Source organism: Streptomyces sp. NPDC020875 (assembly GCF_040641415.1).
Lineage (GTDB): Bacteria > Actinomycetota > Actinomycetes > Streptomycetales > Streptomycetaceae > Streptomyces.
The window spans coordinates 136,458-153,878 of record NZ_JBFADP010000008.1; the positions used below are offsets into that span (position 1 = coordinate 136,458).

Annotated in this window: 12 protein-coding genes; 8 read left to right on the forward strand and 4 right to left on the reverse strand. The window is 68.4% G+C overall.

Translation table 11 applies throughout. From position 1 onward, the window contains the following. The first annotated feature begins 120 nt into the window (after nt 1–120). From eccB to AB0G74_RS07070, 7 genes are all read left to right on the forward strand, one after another. The gene (gene eccB, locus AB0G74_RS07040) at nt 121–1,641 is read left to right on the forward strand and encodes a type VII secretion protein EccB (protein ID WP_361141521.1); all 1,521 of its coding nucleotides are present in this window, start codon (nt 121–123) and stop codon (nt 1,639–1,641) included. Nucleotides 1,642–1,655: 14 nt separating this feature from the next. After that, the gene (mycP, locus tag AB0G74_RS07045; RefSeq protein ID WP_361141523.1) at nt 1,656–2,891 is read left to right on the forward strand and encodes a type VII secretion-associated serine protease mycosin; all 1,236 of its coding nucleotides are present in this window, start codon (nt 1,656–1,658) and stop codon (nt 2,889–2,891) included. Nucleotides 2,892–3,120: 229 nt separating this feature from the next. Then, nucleotides 3,121–3,591 carry a hypothetical protein gene (locus tag AB0G74_RS07050; protein WP_361141524.1) on the forward strand — a complete coding sequence of 157 codons (471 nt, stop codon included), beginning with the start codon at nt 3,121–3,123 and terminating at the stop codon, nt 3,589–3,591. Nucleotides 3,592–3,594: 3 nt separating this feature from the next. After that, the gene (locus AB0G74_RS07055; protein WP_361141526.1) at nt 3,595–5,337 is read left to right on the forward strand and encodes a hypothetical protein; all 1,743 of its coding nucleotides are present in this window, start codon (nt 3,595–3,597) and stop codon (nt 5,335–5,337) included. A gap of 24 nt (nt 5,338–5,361) precedes the next feature. Then, entirely contained in the window at nt 5,362–6,606 is a 1,245-nt protein-coding gene (locus AB0G74_RS07060) for a S8 family serine peptidase (RefSeq protein WP_361141528.1), read from the forward strand. Nucleotides 6,607–6,675: 69 nt separating this feature from the next. Then, a complete protein-coding gene (locus tag AB0G74_RS07065) occupies nt 6,676–7,041 on the forward strand; it encodes a WXG100 family type VII secretion target (protein ID WP_358828095.1) in 366 nt (121 codons plus the stop codon). 65 nt (nt 7,042–7,106) lie between these two features. Continuing rightward, on the forward strand, nt 7,107–7,406 hold the full coding sequence (locus AB0G74_RS07070) for a WXG100 family type VII secretion target (protein ID WP_361141531.1): 300 nt from the start codon (nt 7,107–7,109) through the stop codon (nt 7,404–7,406). A 67-nt stretch (nt 7,407–7,473) separates the two neighbouring features. On the opposite strand, the gene AB0G74_RS07075 is transcribed toward AB0G74_RS07070, so the two are convergent. The 4 genes from AB0G74_RS07075 to eccCa all read right to left on the reverse strand — a co-directional run bounded on the left by AB0G74_RS07075 (nt 7,474) and on the right by eccCa (nt 15,174). Further along, nucleotides 7,474–7,929: a hypothetical protein gene (locus tag AB0G74_RS07075; protein WP_361141533.1), complete on the reverse strand. Its 456-nt coding sequence runs from the start codon at nt 7,927–7,929 to the stop codon at nt 7,474–7,476. Nucleotides 7,930–8,033: 104 nt separating this feature from the next. Next, nucleotides 8,034–10,313 carry a hypothetical protein gene (locus AB0G74_RS07080; RefSeq protein WP_361141535.1) on the reverse strand — a complete coding sequence of 760 codons (2,280 nt, stop codon included), beginning with the start codon at nt 10,311–10,313 and terminating at the stop codon, nt 8,034–8,036. After that, entirely contained in the window at nt 10,310–10,822 is a 513-nt protein-coding gene (locus AB0G74_RS07085) for a hypothetical protein (RefSeq protein ID WP_361141537.1), read from the reverse strand. The genes AB0G74_RS07080 and AB0G74_RS07085 overlap by 4 nt, the downstream gene beginning before the upstream one ends. 377 nt (nt 10,823–11,199) lie before the next feature. Continuing rightward, a complete protein-coding gene (gene eccCa, locus AB0G74_RS07090; protein WP_361141538.1) occupies nt 11,200–15,174 on the reverse strand; it encodes a type VII secretion protein EccCa in 3,975 nt (1,324 codons plus the stop codon). A 704-nt stretch (nt 15,175–15,878) separates the two neighbouring features. Between eccCa and eccD the strand changes: the two genes are divergently transcribed. Further along, nucleotides 15,879–17,381, forward strand: coding sequence for a type VII secretion integral membrane protein EccD (gene eccD / locus AB0G74_RS07095; protein WP_361141578.1), 1,503 nt, complete (start codon nt 15,879–15,881; stop codon nt 17,379–17,381). The last annotated feature ends 40 nt before the right edge of the window (nt 17,382–17,421 follow it).

The following is a 17,421-nucleotide window of genomic DNA, read 5'->3' on the forward strand; positions in this document are numbered from 1 at the left end:
CTGAGCGGTAAGTCACGAGCCCCAGCAGGCATAGTAGGGGCCGTACGACGGCGGGCCGATTCGGAGAACGACGGTGAAGCACGGCCCGGTCGCCAAGCGGGGAGAGGGACAAGCGGACAGATGGCATCACGTCGGGACGAACTCAACGCATACACCTTCGCCAAGCGACGGTTGATCGCGCAGTTCCTCCAGCCCAATACGACGGGATCGGAGGAAGGCGCGCCCAAGCCACTGCGCGCGGTCGTCCCCGGCGCCATCATCGGTGTGGTGATTCTCGCCGGATTCGGTGCGTGGGGGATGTTCAAACCGGTGGCGCCCAAAGGATGGGACAAGCCGCGCGAGAACGTGATCATCGCCAGCAAGTCCACCACGCGTTATGTGGTGGTGGAAACCGACGGGAAGAAGCAGCTTCATCCCGTTCTCAACATGGCCTCCGCGAAACTCTTGCTGAATCTCGACAAGGGCAAGGTCATCAAGGTCGACGAGTCGGTACTCGACAGCGGAAAGATTCCACACGGCGCCACCCTCGGAATTCCCTACGCGCCGGACCGGCTGCCGAAGGCGAAGGACGCGGGCAAGGCGAAGCGCTGGGCCGTCTGCGAGCGGCCGGGACCGGGCGGGCGGGCCATCCACAAGGCCGCGTTCATCTTCGCCGACCGTGAGAAGGGCAAGGTCGACGGCGACCACCGGCTGACGGGCGGCGAGCTGCTGTACGTCGAGTCGGACGAGGTCCGCTACGTCGTGGACGCGAGCGGTACCGCGTACCCCGTGGAGGAGAACGAGACCCTGCTGCGGCTGGTCGTCGGCGAGAACCGGCAACCGCAGCGGGTCTCCGAGCAGTGGCTGGCCACCCTCAAGAAGGGGCACCCGATCACCTTCCCGGACCTGCGCGACACGGTCGGCGAGGACGCGGGCGTCCCCGGCACTCTCGAGTCCGACGCCAACCGGGTCGGGATGGTCCTCAAGGCCACCCAGGGCACCAAGGAGCAGCACTACGTGGTCCTGAAGGACCGGGTCGCCCCCATCACCGACTTCGTCGCCACGCTCCTGCTCAACAGCCCCGACCCGGATCAGGTCCGACTGGGCCAGGGCGGCAAGGCCGTCAACGTCAGCGCCGGCGCCTTCCAGCCGGGCGAGGCGTTCGCCGGGGAGAAGAGGTGGCCGGCCGAATTGCCCGACGCGGTCAACACGCCCCGGCTCGGCGAGGGCAGCCGCAACACCGTCTGCAATGTGCTGCGCGAGGCGTCCGCCGGAGGCGCGACGACCCTCAGCACCTGGGCCGGGACCGACTTCCCGGCCGAACTGCCGACCGGTTCGAGCACCGCCTACGTCACCCCGGGCTCCGGACTGCTCTACCGCCAGCTCACCGGCAAGGCGGTCGGATCCGGCTTCCTCTTCCTGGTCACCGACACCGGTCTGCGCTACGCCATGCAGTCCAACAGCGACAGCGCCACCGACGACTCCGGCATCGGAACCACCGAGAAGGAGAAGAAGGAACAGGAGGCCCAGAGCCAGCTCGCCCAGCGGCAGCTCGGCTACAAGGACGTGACCCCGGTCTGGGTTCCGGCCGAATGGTCCGCCTTCCTGCCCACCGGCCCGAGGCTCTCGACCGGCGCGGCCAACGAGCCGCAGGGCTCATGAGGGCGGGCGGCCGGATGACACTCCCCTCCCCGGGCCGGGCCCTGACCGTCTGCGCGGCCACCGCCCTCGCCCTCGCGGCCGTACCCGTCACGGCGGGTGAGGCGACCGCCAGCGGTACCCAGTGCGAGTACCCGAGCAAGCCGTACAAGGGCCGCCCCTGGGCGCTCCAGCGCGTACTCCTCGACGAACTGTGGAAACAGTCCACGGGCAAGGGCGTCAAGGTCGCCGTCATCGACACCGGCGTCGACATCAAACACCCCCAGCTCAGCAAGGCCGTGGACGCGAAGAACGGCCTCAACCTCCTCCCGGAGAAGAACGACAAGGGAGAGAAGATCGAACGCGGCGCCGCCAACGGCACCACCGACGAGGTCGGCCACGGCACCAAGGTCGCCGGGATCATCGCGGCCCGGCCCGCCGCCGACACCGGCTTCGTCGGCCTCGCGCCCGGCGCCACGATCATCCCCATCAAACAGAACGACGCCGAGGGCAACGGCGACGCCGCGTCACTGACGAAGGCGATCAACGAGGCCGTCGACCGGGGCGCGGGAGTCATCAACATCTCCCAGGACACCGCCGACGCAGTCGCCCCAGCCGAGGCACTGAAGGAAGCCGTCGACCGGGCCCTGGCCGAAGGGGTCGTGGTGGTGGCCTCCGCGGGCAACGACGGCTCCGGCGGCAACATCAAGAAGACGTACCCCGCATCGTACGAAGGCGTACTGGCCGTCGCCTCGTCCGACCGGAACAACGAACGGGCCGCCTTCTCCCAGTCCGGCGACTTCGTCGACGTCGCCGCCCCCGGGGTCGACATGGTCACCACGGTCCCGCTCGGCGGCCACTGCGCCGACAACGGCACCAGCTTCTCCGCGCCCTACGTCGCCGGACTCGCCGCCCTCGTCAAGGCCAAGCACCCCAGCTGGAAGCCCCACCAGATCATCGCTCAGATCCAGCAGACGGCGGAGCGCTCCACCCCGGGCCACGACCGGCTCGTCGGCTGGGGGATCGTCGACCCCGTACGCGCCCTCACCGAGGACGAACGCCCCCTGGAGAAGCCCGTCGAGGCCGGCGGACTCGTCCGCGGCAAGGCCCCAAGCCCGGCCCGGTACGACCTGGGCGAGACCGCCCAGGAACGCAACGCCCGGCTCGCCACCTACGTCGTGATCGGCGGAGGAGTCCTGGTCGCGGTGATCTCCGGCGCCGCCGTCGCCCTCCGCGACGCCCGCCGCCGGGCGAGCCGGGTCGCGGGCGGCTGACTCGGGGAGATCCGAAGGAGACCCGGCGCCCCCCGGCCCGGCCGTACCACCGCCATGATGAGATGGTCGGGTGCGGCACCGGGGGACGTCCGGGAAGTGGTGGACCCACTAAGCCACTTGGGACTGTCATAGCCAGTCGTTAGAGTGGTAAGCGGTCTCTTTTCAAGAAGATCGAATCATCACACTGGCAATGTGGTGCAGCAGGAGCAAACGGGGAGGAAAGGGCATAGTGGTCTATCCAGCCGATGGCGGGGGCGGGGGCAGGGCCAGAGGTGACTTCGAAAAGGGTTACCTGGCACTGACCACCTTCCAGAAGCGGGTGAACACCCTGCTCGCCACTTTCAACGGAAGTGCCGCGGGCAAGTCCAAGGTTTCCGAACAGACCGTCAACCGCGGTTCCCTCAGCGGACCCGGCGGAGCATTCGCCGAAGCGGACGGTCTCTTCAACCAGTACAACCGGGTCCACCAGGCCCTGATCTCCCTCTCCCGCAGCCTGGGAGACCAGATCGAGGCCCTCAACATCGCGGTCTACTCCGCCGATGTCGGTACGGACAACGTCGACGAGGAGCGCCGCGTCCGCTTCGCCCAGATCCAGGCCCGCCTCGACCAGGAGCGCGCCGCCGAACGCGAACGCGAGCGCCCGAAGACGGACGCACCGGCGAACACCAACGACAAGAGCGCCGGAACGGAATGGCGGTGACACATGACTGACAACGACAAAGAGCCGGAGCTGACCCCAGCGGAACAGCACAAGCAGGACCTGGCGCGCGTCCAGGCCCAGCTCGGCATCACCGATATCACCCGCGCCGTCACCTCCGTCTTCGGCGGCAACGGAGCCTTCGCCCGAACCGACTTCGAGGGCCACGCGCTCAACGCCATGATCGACATGGTGCAGAGCGCCAACCCCGCCGACCTGGAGAACGCCGGCGACAACCTCTGGCTCGCCCGCAAGGCCCTCAGCGACGCCGCCGAGGAACTCCGCACCAACGTCGGCAAGGTCCACTGGGAAGGCCAGTCCGGCGAGGCGTTCCGCGACTTCGGCAAGGCCCTGGCCGACCACGCCGACAAACTGAGCACGTTCGCGGACGTCGCCGCCACCCAGATCCGCGTCGCCGGCACGGGCCTCGCCTCGGTCCGCAACTCCATGCCGGAACGCGACAACCGCCTCGTCAAGCACGACGCCAAGACGATGCCGGTCCCGGAACGCGTCGACACCAACCCGGACTACGTCGCCGCGAAGAAGGCCGAACAGAACCGCCAGGAGGCCATCAACCAGATGAACCGCCTGGCCTCCTTCTACGCGGTCTCGGAACAGGCCCTGGCGGGGCAGGAGGCGCCGAAGTTCGACAGGGTGCTGAAGGCGGATGTGCCACGGCCCTCGGGCGAGGTCGTCATCGGAGATTCGCCTGCCGAGAACCGGAAGGGAGGGTTGTCGGGTACCCCCGCGACTCCATCTGTCTCGGAGCGCCGGGAAGGTCCCAGATCCTATGGAGAGCCGCCCCGGGCCGAGGTCGGTGGCACGCCGCAGACGACTCCCGGCCGCGACCCGTCGATGCAGATCGACAGCGTCGCGCCTCCCGTGGCGCCGCCCACGAATCCCAACTCGGCGCCGCCTCCCATCATCGCCCCAGGTCCGGGCGGAGGCCCTCCGGTCGTTCAGACCCCGCCCATGGGGCCCCCGGTGGTCGCCACGCCCCCCAACACCTTCAAGCCCGGGCCTGGAGGATCGCCCCCGCCGTTCGTCTCGAAGTCCGCAGGCGGTCCTGGCCAGGGCGGCCAGAACCATGTGACTTCGCGCGCCACGCCGGGTCAGCCGTACGGGCCCGGACGTCAGCCCGTCATCGGTGGTGCGCCTCCGTCGTCGACCGGTGCCCAGAATCCCGTCGGGCGGCCCACCGGGCCGATGGGCCCTGGGGGCCAACCGTCGCCCATGGGACGAGCAAATCCGATGGCCACAGGTCCGGCCGCAGGCGGGCAAGGTCCGATCACGGGTCGTGGAGGGCAATCTGCACAGCCCATGGCCGGACGCCCGAATACGCCGTCCGCCGGATCTCGGGCGGGCCGTGACGGAATCGTCGGCGGTACACCTCAGCGCGCGACCGGAGGGACCAACGCGCCTCGGATCCCTCGTGGCACCATCGTGGGCGCGGACGGCCCGGTCAACGCCCGATCGGCGGCCCGGCCGCAGCCGGGTGTCATCGGCGGCGGGGCGCAGAGCGTCAACGGTGTCGTCGGGGCGCCTCGTTCGGGGAGCAACGCAGGTTCCCGTGGGAGCAGGGGGAACTTCACGACCGGAGGAGCGGGTTTGGTGGGCGGACGCCCCGGCCGAACGCCCTCGGACAGGGAAGAAGAGCGGTCCGAGTCGACTCGCCCCGACTATCTGACGGAAGACGAAGAGACATGGACGGCGCAACGGCGCAATGCCGGACCGCCGGTAATCGACTAAGGACTGGGAAGGTTCGAAGCCACGATGACGGCACGGATGATCCAGATGCGGAAGCGCAGTGCATCTCGCGTTCTTCGGCGAAGCATGGTGTGCACTTTGGTGGCCACCTGCGTCTGGACCGGTGGCGCTTTGGGCACGGCCTCGGCTGCTACAGGACCAGCCGACCAGTGGTACCTCGACGTCATGGGTGCCGACGAGATGTGGAAGGTCACTACAGGCCAAGGCATTACGGTTGCAGTGGTCGATACAGGTGTGAACCCTGCGACGCCGTCACTTCGAGGTCAAGTGATTAAGGGTCTTGATGCAACCGAGGCTCAGGGCGATGAAACCGACGACTATGACGGCCACGGCACCACCATGGCAGAAATGATTGCCGGTACCGGAAATGGTGGAGGGCTTCGGGGACTAGCCCCAGGAGCCAAGATCATGCCGATGCGGATCTCCAACACGGAGTTCCAGAACGAGAACAAGGTCAACGCCCAAGATTCGGCAGATGCCATTCGAGCGGCAGCCGACAGCGAAGCGAAGATTATTAATGTTTCCTTTGCTAGTGAGTACTCCACGGCGGAGGAAAGGGCCGCCGTCGAATATGCTCACGGCAAGGGGAAGCTGCTGTTTGCCGGTGCGGGAAACAATGCGAAGGAGGGGAACAAGCCCCAATATCCGGCGGCGTACCCTGACGCTATTGGAGTAGCCTCGGCTGGCAAGGACGGAACCGTCGGCGAGTTCTCGCAGCATGGTGACAATGTTGACATTGCGGCTCCCGGCAATGATGTCCCAGTCTGGTGCAACAGGTCATTTAAAGGCTATTGCAAGCGAAGCGGCACGAGTGCTGCCACCGCCATCGCCTCCGCCTCCGCCGCGCTCGTCTGGTCCGCCAACCCCGACTGGACCGCCAACCAGGTCCTTCGTGCCCTGATCGACACTGCCGGGCGAAGCTGGGCCAAGGGCACTCGCAGCAACTACCTCGGCCACGGCCTGATCCGCCCCGCGCAGATCATCCTCGACAAAAAGGGCGACCCCGGCGCGCCGGACATCAGCCCCCTCACCAACATGAAGACAGGCCCTCAGGCTTCCCCCGCCCCGTCTTCTGCACCAGCCTCGTCACAAGCGCCCAAGAGCGATTCCGCAGGCGAAGCCGCCGTGGCAGGCTCCAGCAAGACGAGCGAGAAGGATGACAGCAACACCGGCCTCATCATCGGAGGCGCCGTGGCTGTGGTCGTTCTCGCCGGGGGTGCCTTCTTCTTCCTGCGACGGCGCGCTGCCTGAGCGCGGCCCCTCGCAACACCAGCCACTACGCACAACCCAGAGAAACAACAGGGAAAGGAAGACCGGGATATGTCAGCAGTCCAGAAGGTCGGCGATCAGAGTCTCAAGGATTTCCAGGACGAGATCTCTCGGCAGTTCGAGGACGTTAAGGGACAGCTGCAGAACCTGCAGGGTGTCATCGACAGCCTGGAGGGTTCCTGGAAGGGAATCGGTGCCGGCGCCTTCGACGTCAAGCAGGCCGAGATCAACCAGGGCATGGTGCGCATCGCCAAGCTGATGCTCAACTTCCAGGAAGCGATCCAGGTCACCCGCACCACCGCGGGCAACACCGAAGACGAGGTCCGTGCCGCGCTGCAGGGCGTCGACGTGACCGCGGGCTTCTCGGGTGACGCTGGCGCGACCCGCGCCGCGACCTCGAACATCGCCGGCTACTGACAGGCGCCGCGACCCGGCGCACTACAACAGAACCAATTTTCAGAATGGCAGTTGGAGGACGACTCATGGCACAGGGCAATGACGGCGTCATGCTCGTGACGTACGCGTCGCTGGACCAGGCGGCGAGCACGATCGAGAAGCAGGCGCAGCGTCTGGACCAGACGCTCGAAGACCTTCAGAACAAGATCCGTAGCGTCTCCTCCACCTTCGAGGGTGAGGCCAAGACGGCTGCCGACGCGGCTCACAAGAAGTGGGACACCGAGACGCGGCAGATCCACAACGCGCTGAAGGGCATCGCCCGCGCGGTCCGCGAGGCGGGCCCGGCGTACTCGGCGGGTGACAAGAAGGCGGCGGGCTACTTCTAAGCCGTAGCCGACGGGGCATCGGGGTGGGCATGCGCGGGAGATGCCCACCCCGATGCTGTTCACTTTTCTAGTTGGGTTTTGTGTTGCCGCGACAGTCGGCGGACTGGGCAAGGGCGTCACGGTAGGAGAGGAGAAGTTCTCTTACCTTCTTTCCGTCCCGTTCCAGATCATCGTGGGCGATAATGACGACGTGCATCTGCATATCTCTACGGTGGGCCAACTCGGGGTCCGGGCATACTACTTCACTGACCCCGCCCTTTTCTGAGTATGCATAACTCTGGTCGGTGGAAATTACATCAACAAGGTCGGTGTAAGGGTCTTCGCGTACGGCTACTTTCTTCACCGTACTGTCCTTGTCGTTCCAGACTATGCGTCCCGAGATGGAACGCTCGCCGTCCACGACGAGTGTGCAGCGCCTGTAGGCGGACAAGTCTTTTGATCGAAGAGTGATTTTTTCTCCTGGCGGGAGAAGCGGCTCAAGGGCAGCTGTGGGGACCGGGTAGCCGCACAGATCCCTGGGCACTTGGTAAGATCTCTTCTGCGGTTCCTTTGCCTCGCTGCATCCCGATAAGGTGATCGCCAGGCAGGTGGCCGTCACGGTGGCGGCTAAGGTGATACTTCGGTGAATCACTTCTTTGGTACCTCAGTTGTCAGGTCGTCGGACATTTCTGCCGCGCTGTTCGTGGCGTCATTGAATCCGTTGTGGACGCCGCTGAGTGCCCAGTCCTTGACCTGGCTCTGATTGTCCAGGCCGTGAATTCGAGCTGCTTCCTCAGCCGCTAGTTGTACGCGGGCGGCACTTTCCTCCCTGCTGATGGACCAGATGGGTGAGGCTTCCTGGGATGCCTCTTGCAGTTGGTTCGTTTCGGACTGCTGGAAAACATGCTCGAGTACCAGGCTGCTGACAGTTCCCGCAGTGCCCCCGACCAGTGCGCCTGTGAGCGGAGTCGCGACAAAACTGACACCGGCGCCGATTCCGATACCGATGGCGCCCGACCAGGCGTTCTTTTGTTGTGCCACCGAGTTCTGGAAGTCCTGCACCGCCTTGTCGGCAGGGCCGAGAATGGCCTCCTGGCGTCCGATAGCCAAAGCACCGTCTACCTCGCCAGCGCGGCGTGAGATCAGTTCGACGATGTCCTGCGGTGGGTGGGGGTATCGCTGGGCCTGGGGAAGGTTCGGGTCGAGGTGGTAGTCCATCAGATGGCCGATGTATGCGGCCTGGCCGACCTGCACGGCCGCATTGGCCTCGGGTGACTGTCCGATGATGACCAAGAAGCGTGAGATCTCGTGCGGCTTCAGATTTGCTTCGGCCCCCGCGATCGGGAAGAGCTTGTCTGTGTTGCCGAGTGGATCGTTGGCCAGTCCTCGGTTGATGTCCGGCAGATACTCCGACACGATCTGGCCGAAGCTGTCCGCCATCTGCATATGGTCGGTCAGTCGCTTCGTGTCTGCGCTGATCGATTGGACGAGCTTCTCCACCAGCGCCGCCTGCTCCTTCGTGTGAGGCGGGGTGTCCACGGTCGGCATCTCGCCTGCCGGGTGGCCCGTGGTGGCTGCTTCCAGGGCTTGGGCCAGGAAGTCGTGGCCCGCAGGGCTGTCCTTGCCCGAGTGGTCCATGGGCCAGGTGCGCTCTTCGAAGATGTAGTCGAAGTTGCTGAGTTCGGCCTTCTCCTTCCCTTGCTTGAATTCGTGGTCGTCGGACGTGCCGACGAAGCTTTCTCCGAAGAACTGAGTCGCCGCCGCCGGGCTTCCCGAGAGGCCCTTGAGATAGCCGATCAGAGGGTCGACACCGGAGTCCCCTCCCGTGTAGTTGAGGACCGGGGTGACGTGGGCCCGCTCGAACGCGGTCCTCCGGCCGTTGTCGCCCTGTTGCCGTTCCTCCGCCATGAGTGCGGTGCCATAGTCCATGAGGAATTTGTCGTCGTAGTTGCCGAAGCGCATGAGGTTGCTCATCACCTGGAAGCCCAGGGGCGCGTTGATGCCGCCGCCGATCTGTCGGTCGCCCAGATCGATCATGTCGTTCTTCCACCGGGTCATGGCGGGGGTGTCGCTCTGGGACGCGGTGGCGAGGGTGAAGCTCAGGTACTGCTGCAGATCGTCGTAGTCGTCGCCATGGGCTCGCCGGACGTCTCCCGACCGGTGGTCGGTCCCGAGCCCGGCCCAGAACTCGGCCACTCCTCGTGGTCCGACCACGGTGGCGAAGCGTTCCGCGAACAGTTCGTCGTGGGCGTACCGCTTCAGTCCCGCGTTGAGGGCGGCGAACTCGTCAGGGGTCAGGCCCGCCGGGTCCTTGGCGATCTCCGCCAGCCGGTCGGCCGTCTCCAGTGCCTCCGCTCCTGCGTCCCGGTCGGCGTACTCGGCGTCGGAGAAGCCTAGGTCCGCCTGGGCGGCCAGCGCCTTCAGTACTCGTGCCGCGCTGGCGTCGATATCGGCGGCCTTGTTCAGCAGGGCCTGGATCTCGTCGCGGAACCCGATCGTCTCGTCCGGGGTGCCCTCGGGAACCCGCGCGACTTCGGCATCGGCCTCTGTCCCGCCGGCGGGGGACTTCGTGACGGTGAATCCGCCGAAGACGGTGGGAGCGACTACGATGTTCTTCGCCCGGCAGCGTGCCACCACCTCTTTGAGCTTCTTCTGGCAGGTCTTCAGCTCGGTCCGGGTGTCGCCGAGGATGTTGTGGATCGATGTGGCCTGGGTGTGCGCGTCCCCGAACTCTCCGGCGGTCTTCCCGATGAACTGACGGGAGACCGTCGCGTTCACCCCTGCCCAGTTAGCCTTGTGCGCCTGGCCGCGGAGTCCGTCGCGGGCGTCCCGTTCCAGCTTCTCCAAGTTGCGGACGACCTGCTGCCAGTCGCCGACGGCCTGGTCGAGGAGTTCGAAGCTCGCGTCGTGCAGGGCGGTGAAGTTCATGACGAGGCCCCACCGTTGTCGCCGTCCTTCCGCGCGTAGACCCCGTTCGGCGCCCCCTTCGGCGCGTGGTCGTCGTCGAAGCCCTGGTCCAGGGTGGCGATACTGCTCATGGACCGCTGGATCCACCCGTCGTCACCCTGGTGGGTCTTCTGGCTGAAATCCATATGGTTGGAGATATGGGCACAGGCGTCCATCAGCGACCTGAGCTGCTTTTCCCAGCGGTCCGCGACCTGTTGGAGCGCTCCGCCGAGCACGAAATCCTGCGAGCTGAGGTTCGCCGCGGCCCGTTCGGTGCCGGGGATCACGGCCTGCCGTGCCTCGGGCCATAACCGTTGGTAGAGCTTGAACGCGTGGTCACCGACCGCCGCGAGGTTGGTGTGTGTGACTTTGAGGTCCCCTACCCCGGCTTTGCCCGGTCGTTCGTCCTCGGGGAGGCCGTTGAGGCGCATTCCGGTGGAGCCGCGCTCCGCCGCGGACGCCTTGAGCCGGTCCCATTCTTCCCATGCCATCGAGGGCTCCCTCCTGTGGTGACGCCGGATCGGCGGTACGCCCCGGGGCGCGTCGGCACGGGCCTCCGAGGGGCGCGGCGGCGTCGGCGCCCATTACAACGAGTCGCCGCTCCCGGGGGCTCGGAGAACTCGCCGCCGACCGTGAAGCCGACCGGAGAATGGCGCAAAGCCGGACCCCCTTCAAGACCGCCCCGCCCCCGCCTCACCCGGACCCCCGCAAGACCGCCCCCACCTCACTCAGAGCCCCCCACCCGGAGCCCCCGGCCCCCCACCCAAAGCCCCCCACCCGACCCCCAGACCCCCCGCACATGCCGAAGGCCCGCGACCTGATCGTCGCGGGCCCTCGGTTCGGACACCCGTGTCCGTCCCCTCCTGGGTTACAGCGTGTCCTCCGGCATCAGCCCCGTCTGCACCAGCGGGTTCCCCCGCTGCCGCGAGACGAAGATGCCCCGCCCCTGCGGCATCGGACGCATCCGGACCCCGCCGAGGATGTCGCCTTCCTGGGGGTCGCCGGAGAGCAGTACGCCCTGGGCGCCGAGTTCCATCATCCGCTGCATGAAGGGCTCGTACGAGGCCCTGCTGGCGCCCGCCGCGCTGCGGGCGATGATGAACCGGACGCCGACGTCCCGGGCGAACGGCAGCTGCTCGGTCAGCCTGCCGAGCGGGTTGCCGCTGGAGGTGGAGACCAGGTCGTAGTCGTCGACGACGACATAGACCGACGGGCCCCGCCACCAGCTGCGGTCCCGGAGCTGCTGGGCGGTGACGTCGGCCGACGGTGTACGGCGCTGCATCAGGTCGGCGAGGGCGTCGACATGGTGCTCCATCGCGTTGGACATGGGCACGTACTCGGCGAGATGGGTCGCCGGGGTGACGTCGAGCAGCGCCCGCCGGTTGTCGATGACGAAGAACTTGGCCGAGTCGCCGTCGTACCGCTGGGTCAGCTGCTTGATCAGCAGTCGCAGCAGGTTCGACTTGCCCGACTCGCTGTCGCCGAAGACCAGGAAGAACGGGTCGCGCTCGAAGTTGAGCCAGACCGGTTCGAGGTTGTTCTCGTCGATCGCGAAGGCCACTCCGCGCTGCGGGTCGGCATGTCCCGCCGGGAGCCGGTCGGCGGGCAGCTCGCGCGGGAGGAGCCGTACGGCGGGCGCCCCGGGGGCCGTCCAGTGCCGGGTGACCTCCTGGGTCATCGCCGCCGTCGCCTCCGACAGGTCGCTGTCGGAGTTGATGCCGTCGATCCGCGGTACCGCCGCCATGAAGTGCAGCTTCTCCGGGGTGAGACCCCGGCCGGGCACCCCGGTGGGGACGTTCGCGGCGACCCTGCGGTCGAGTTCGGAGTCCATTGTGTCGCCCAGCCGCAGTTCCAGCCGGTTCATCAGGAGGTCCTTGAGGTTGGCCCGGACCTCCATGGAGCGGCCGGCCGAGAGGACGACGTGGATGCCGTAGCCGAGTCCCCGGGCGGCGATGTCGAGTACGGCGGGCTCCAGCGCCTCGTAGTCCGTACGGAAGTTGCCCCAGCCGTCGATGACCAGGAAGACATCACCCCAGGGCTGGTCCGTCACCGAGATGTCACCGCGCGCCCGCATCGTACGGAAGCTGGCGATGGAGTCGATTCCGGCGCTGCGGAAGTACTCCTCGCGGCGGGTGAGGATGCCGTGGACCTCGGCGACGGTACGCCGTACCCGCTCGGGGTCGAGCCGGGACGCGATCCCGCCGACGTGCGGCAGCCCGGCCACCGCCGACATGCCGCCGCCACCGAAGTCGAGCCCGTAGAACTGCACCTCGTGCGGGGTGTGGGTGAGGGCGAAGGCGGATATCAGACCGCGCAGCAGGGTCGACTTGCCGGACTGCGGGCCGCCGATGATCTGCATATGGCCCGCCGCGCCCGAGAAGTCGCGGTAGAGGGTGTCCCGGCGCTGTTCGAAGGGCTTGTCCACGACGCCCAGCGGTACGACGAGCCGCCCCGCGCCCTCGTAGCCGGGCCGGGTGAGGCCCCGGCCCTCCACATTGGCGAGCCCGGGGACGAGTTCGTCCAGCGTCGGCGGGTTGTCGAGCGGCGGCAGCCACACCTGGTGGGCCTCCGCGCCGCGCCCCTCCAGCCTGCGGACGATCACATCGAGCACCGTGTCGGCGAGGGCGTCGTCCTCGGGGGCCCGGGTGTCCGGTACGGCGGGCCGCGCGGTGGGCTGGACGTACCGTACGGGGACCGGCGCGGCCGTGAACCGTACCGGGCGCCGGTCGACGGGCAGCGCCCCGCCCGCGGTGACGACCCGGTCGCCGCCCTCCCGGTAGGTGCCGGAGACGTACGCCGCCTTGAACCGCACCATCTCGTCCGTACCGAACTTGAGATACCCGGAGCCGGGCACGTTCGGCAGGGTGTACGCGTCCGGGACGCCGATGGCCGCCCGGGACTCCGCCGCCGAGAAGGTCCGCAGACCGATCCGGTAGGAGAGGTACGTCTCCAGACCGCGCAGCCGGCCCTCCTCCAGGCGCTGGGACGCGAGCAGCAGATGGACGCCGAGGGAGCGGCCGATCCGGCCGATCTGGACGAACATCTCGATGAAGTCCGGCATCGCCGTCAGCAGCTCGCTGAACTCGTCGATGACCAGGACCAGCGACGGGATCGGCTGGAGCGGGGCGCCCGCCGCGCGGGCCTTCTCGTAGTCGTGGATATTGGCGTAGTTGCCCGCGTCCCTGAGGAGTTCCTGACGCCGATTCAGCTCGCCGCGGATGGAGTCGCCCATCCGGTCGACCAGGGTCAGATCGTCCGCCAGGTTGGTGATCACGGCCGCGACATGCGGCATCTGCGACATACCGGCGAAGGTCGCGCCGCCCTTGAAGTCGGCGAGGACGAAGTTCAGGGTCTCCGACGAGTGGGTGACGGCGAGCCCGAGGACCAGGGTGCGCAGCAGCTCGGACTTTCCGGAGCCGGTGGCTCCGACGCAGAGGCCGTGCGGTCCCATGCCCTCCTGCGCGGCCTCCTTGAGGTCGAGCATGACGGGTACGCCGTCCTCGCCGACGCCGATGGGGACCCGCAGCCGCTCCGACTGGGAGCGGGGCCGCCAGGTGCGGCTGACCTCGACGGAGGCCGCGTCGCCCAGATTGAGCAGATCGGTGAAGTCGAGATTGGCGAGCAGCGGCTGGTCGTCGTCGCCGCCGGTGGCCATCCGCAGCGGTGCCAGCTGGCGGGCGAGCGCCTCGGCCGCCTCGGTGCTCAGCCGGTCCGGCGCCCCGTCGTAGACCATTCCGTGGCCGGACTCCAGCCGGAGCGAGTCGGGGGTGACGACGACGGAGAGCCCGCCGCGCGGCCCGGTCACGTCACCGGGGACGACCTCGATCACGGTGACGCCCTGGATGCCCTCGGGCGCCGCCAGCGGTGAGGTGGGGGAGACCGACTGGCCGTCCAGGACCACCACCACATGGGGCTGGTCCAGCAGGGGCGTACCGCCGCCCTGGAAACGGGGGCGGCCGTCGACCCGGGCGGTGAGCAGTTCGTCCAGCTCCCGGGGGTCGACGGTGATCAGCCGGCGGCTGCCCGCGCCGTCGCCCGCGCCGTCGGCCTGGAGGTGCGGCAGCCATTTCGCCCACTCCCACCGGTCCACCGACTCCCGGCTGGCGGCGATCACCACGACCAGGTCGTCGGGGGAGTGCAGGGACGTCAGCGACGCGATCACGGACCGGGCGGTGGACCGTACGGACTCGGCGTGCCCGCTCACGGTGAGGTGGTAGAAGGCGCGGAGCGACACCGCGAGCGGCAGATCGTCGAGGGTGCTGTGCGCGGTGAGGAACTGCCGCATGGCACTGGCCGTCAGCGGTTCCAGATCGTCGACCGGCGCGGTCTCGGGCGCCATCACGGGGGTGGCCAGCTGCTGGCTGCCCAGACCGATCCTGACCTGGCCGAAGTCGGCGTCGCCGATCCGCCGCTCCCAGACCCGGCTGCCCTCGGCGACCAGCGCCCAGAGCTGTTCGGGCGAGGGGTGGAGGTAGTACTGGGCGTCCCGCTGGAGCCGGGCGGTCCGCTGCACCTGGCGGCGGGTCTGGTTCAGATACTTCAGATAATCGCGTCGCAGATCCGCCAGTTCCCCCTGGGTGCCGCGCCGGTAGCGGACCAGCATGGCGATGGCCATGGCGATCGTCGAAGCGATCATGATCATGCCCATGATCCGCATGATGGGGTTCGGTGTCATGAAGAAGAAGACCACCGAACCGCCCATGCCCAGCATCGGCAGCAACTGCATCAGCGCGCCCTCCTGCTGCCCGCGGGGCAGTTCCGGAGGGGGTTGCAACTGGAGCGGGTTGCCGGGCACCTCGGAAGGCAGGGCCCGTGGTGGGCGCTTGACGACGATCTGACTCACAAGCTCACCAATTCCCTTGCCGGACGGAAATGTTCCTATCGGCGCCCCCGTGGCGACGGTCCCGTCCGCGGTGAGGGATCCTACTTGCGCCCTCCGCGCGAGGTGGGGGGTAGGGTGACGCGACGGCCCTGCGCGCCGGTGCACCCACTGCGGAAACGCCATGGAAAACGGGTCATTCGGAGCGCAATGCCGAACTAGTGGAAAAGGCCAGGGCGCGAGGAATGCGGACCGTGAGTACGTATTCGGACCGTTCGGGCCGGGTGCAAAGCCGGACCTAAGGTGCGTGCCGCCGCGATCGGCCCCGGGTGTCCACCGATACGCGGGCGATCTGTGAAGCCTTCGTACGGAGTTCGTACGAGACCGGTGTACGCGGCGGACAAGACGGCGGCCCCCACCGTACGAACAGCGGTGGGCGACCGGTACGACGATCACAGCGGCGCGCTCGTCCGAGGCCCGCCCGTACGCCGCACACCACGGCGACGGCGGACGGCACCACGACGAACGGACCGGCCGACGGATCGGCGGACCGCTGGAGCGGCGGACGGTACGGCGGCGACCGGTGGACCGGCGTCCCCGGCGGACCACCGTCCGGCGGCGCCACCCGACGCGGACACCGGGCGCCACCGCGCACCGGGCCGACCGAACGGCCACCGCCCCCGGCGGCGGCGCGGCGGACACATCACGAGGGGATGCAGCAGGTGAGTATGACGGCCTCAGCGGCGGCGCACGGATCCGGTCAGCCGGGACCCGTGACCCCGGCCAGCAACGGAACCGGCTTCTGCCGGGTGACGGTCGTCGCACCCGACGGCCGGGTCGACGTCGCCCTCCCCGAGGACATTGCCGTCGCCGACCTCTACCCCGAGATCCTCCGGCTCTCCGGCCAGAGCCCCGACCCCGGCGCCCCCGTCGGCTACCACCTGGTACGCCGCGACGGCACCGTCCTCGACAGCGCCCGCTCCCTCGGCGCCCAGCGCATCCTCGACGGCGAACTCCTCTCCCTGCGCCCGTTCGCCGAATCCCTCCCCCCGGCCGTCTTCGACGACGTCTCCGACGCCGTCGCCACCGCCGTCGCCAAGGACCGCACCCTGTGGAGCGACGGCCTGATGCGCGGCGCCGGACTCTTCGGCGGCTCCGTCCTCCTCCTGCTGCTCGCCTTCGTCCTGTGGACCTCCGACCCCCGCAACGACATGCACGGCCTGCCGGGCGTGCTGGCCGGGGTCGCCGCCGTACTGCTGCTGGCGATCGCCGGAGTCCGCGCCCGGGTCTACGACGACCGGGCCTCCGCCGTCGCCCTCGGCGTCGGCGCCATGGCCAACGCCGCCATCGGCGGCAGCGGGCTGCTGCCCCCCGCCGACGGCGAGGGCATCGGCAAGCTCCAGTTCCTGCTCGCCTGCGCCGCCGTACTCCTGGTCGCCGTCGTCCTCACCATCGTCGCGCCCGGCGGCGACGGCCCCTTCGTCGCGTTCGTCTTCGCCGCCACGATCGGTCTGATCGCCACCTTCGTCGCGATCCTCCAGGAACTGACCCCGGTCGAGACCGCCGCCATGTGCGCCCCGCTCGCCGTCGGCGCCCTCGCCTTCCTGCCCGGCCTCTCCACCCGGTTCGCCCGGCTCCCCATCGGCTTCGACCCGCCCCGTACCACCGTCGGCGACTACGGCTCCGACGACGAGCCCGCCGGACCCGTCGACGGCGAGCGGATCGCCACCCAGGCCCGCCGCGGCCACGAACTCCTGGTCGGCCTCGTCGGCGGCTGTGCCCTGGTCGCCCTGGGCGCCGGAGCGGTCCTCGGCTTCTCCGACAACGTCTGGGGCCAGCTGCTCGCCCTCGCCACCGGTGTCGCGATGCTGATGCGCGCCCATCTCTTCCGCTACACGGCCCAGGTCGGCTGCGCCCTCGCGGCGGGCCTCGGCTGTCTCGTCCTGCTGGGCCTCGGTCTGGCGATCAACCCGCCGATCGAGCTGATGGCGGACGCCCTCAAGGGCGACACGACCGCCCTCGACATCCGTACGGTCTGGCTCACCGCCGCCGTCGCCGGGGTCGCCGCCCTGATCACCGCCATCGGGCTGATCGTCCCCCGGGCGGGGGTCACCCCGTTCTGGGGCCGCTTCCTGGAGATCGCGGAGACCTTCGTCCTGCTGACCCTGCTCCCGCTCTGCCTGGCGGTCTTCGACGTCTACCACTCGATCCGCGCCCTGACCTCGGACTGACCCCCGGCACCCGAGAGCCCGCCCCGGCGCCCTCCGGCTC

What these genes read in the sequence shown, in the direction of transcription:
- eccB (WP_361141521.1), top strand. Translation starts at nt 121, where the DNA reads ATGGCATCACGTCGGGACGAACTCAACGCATACACCTTCGCCAAGCGA.
- mycP (WP_361141523.1), top strand. Translation starts at nt 1,656, where the DNA reads ATGACACTCCCCTCCCCGGGCCGGGCCCTGACCGTCTGCGCGGCCACC.
- AB0G74_RS07055 (WP_361141526.1), top strand. Translation starts at nt 3,595, where the DNA reads ATGACTGACAACGACAAAGAGCCGGAGCTGACCCCAGCGGAACAGCAC.
- AB0G74_RS07060 (WP_361141528.1), top strand. Translation starts at nt 5,362, where the DNA reads ATGACGGCACGGATGATCCAGATGCGGAAGCGCAGTGCATCTCGCGTT.
- AB0G74_RS07065 (WP_358828095.1), top strand. Translation starts at nt 6,676, where the DNA reads ATGTCAGCAGTCCAGAAGGTCGGCGATCAGAGTCTCAAGGATTTCCAG.
- AB0G74_RS07070 (WP_361141531.1), top strand. Translation starts at nt 7,107, where the DNA reads ATGGCACAGGGCAATGACGGCGTCATGCTCGTGACGTACGCGTCGCTG.
- AB0G74_RS07080 (WP_361141535.1), bottom strand. Translation starts at nt 10,313, where the DNA reads ATGAACTTCACCGCCCTGCACGACGCGAGCTTCGAACTCCTCGACCAG.
- AB0G74_RS07085 (WP_361141537.1), bottom strand. Translation starts at nt 10,822, where the DNA reads ATGGCATGGGAAGAATGGGACCGGCTCAAGGCGTCCGCGGCGGAGCGC.
- eccD (WP_361141578.1), top strand. Translation starts at nt 15,879, where the DNA reads ATGACGGCCTCAGCGGCGGCGCACGGATCCGGTCAGCCGGGACCCGTG.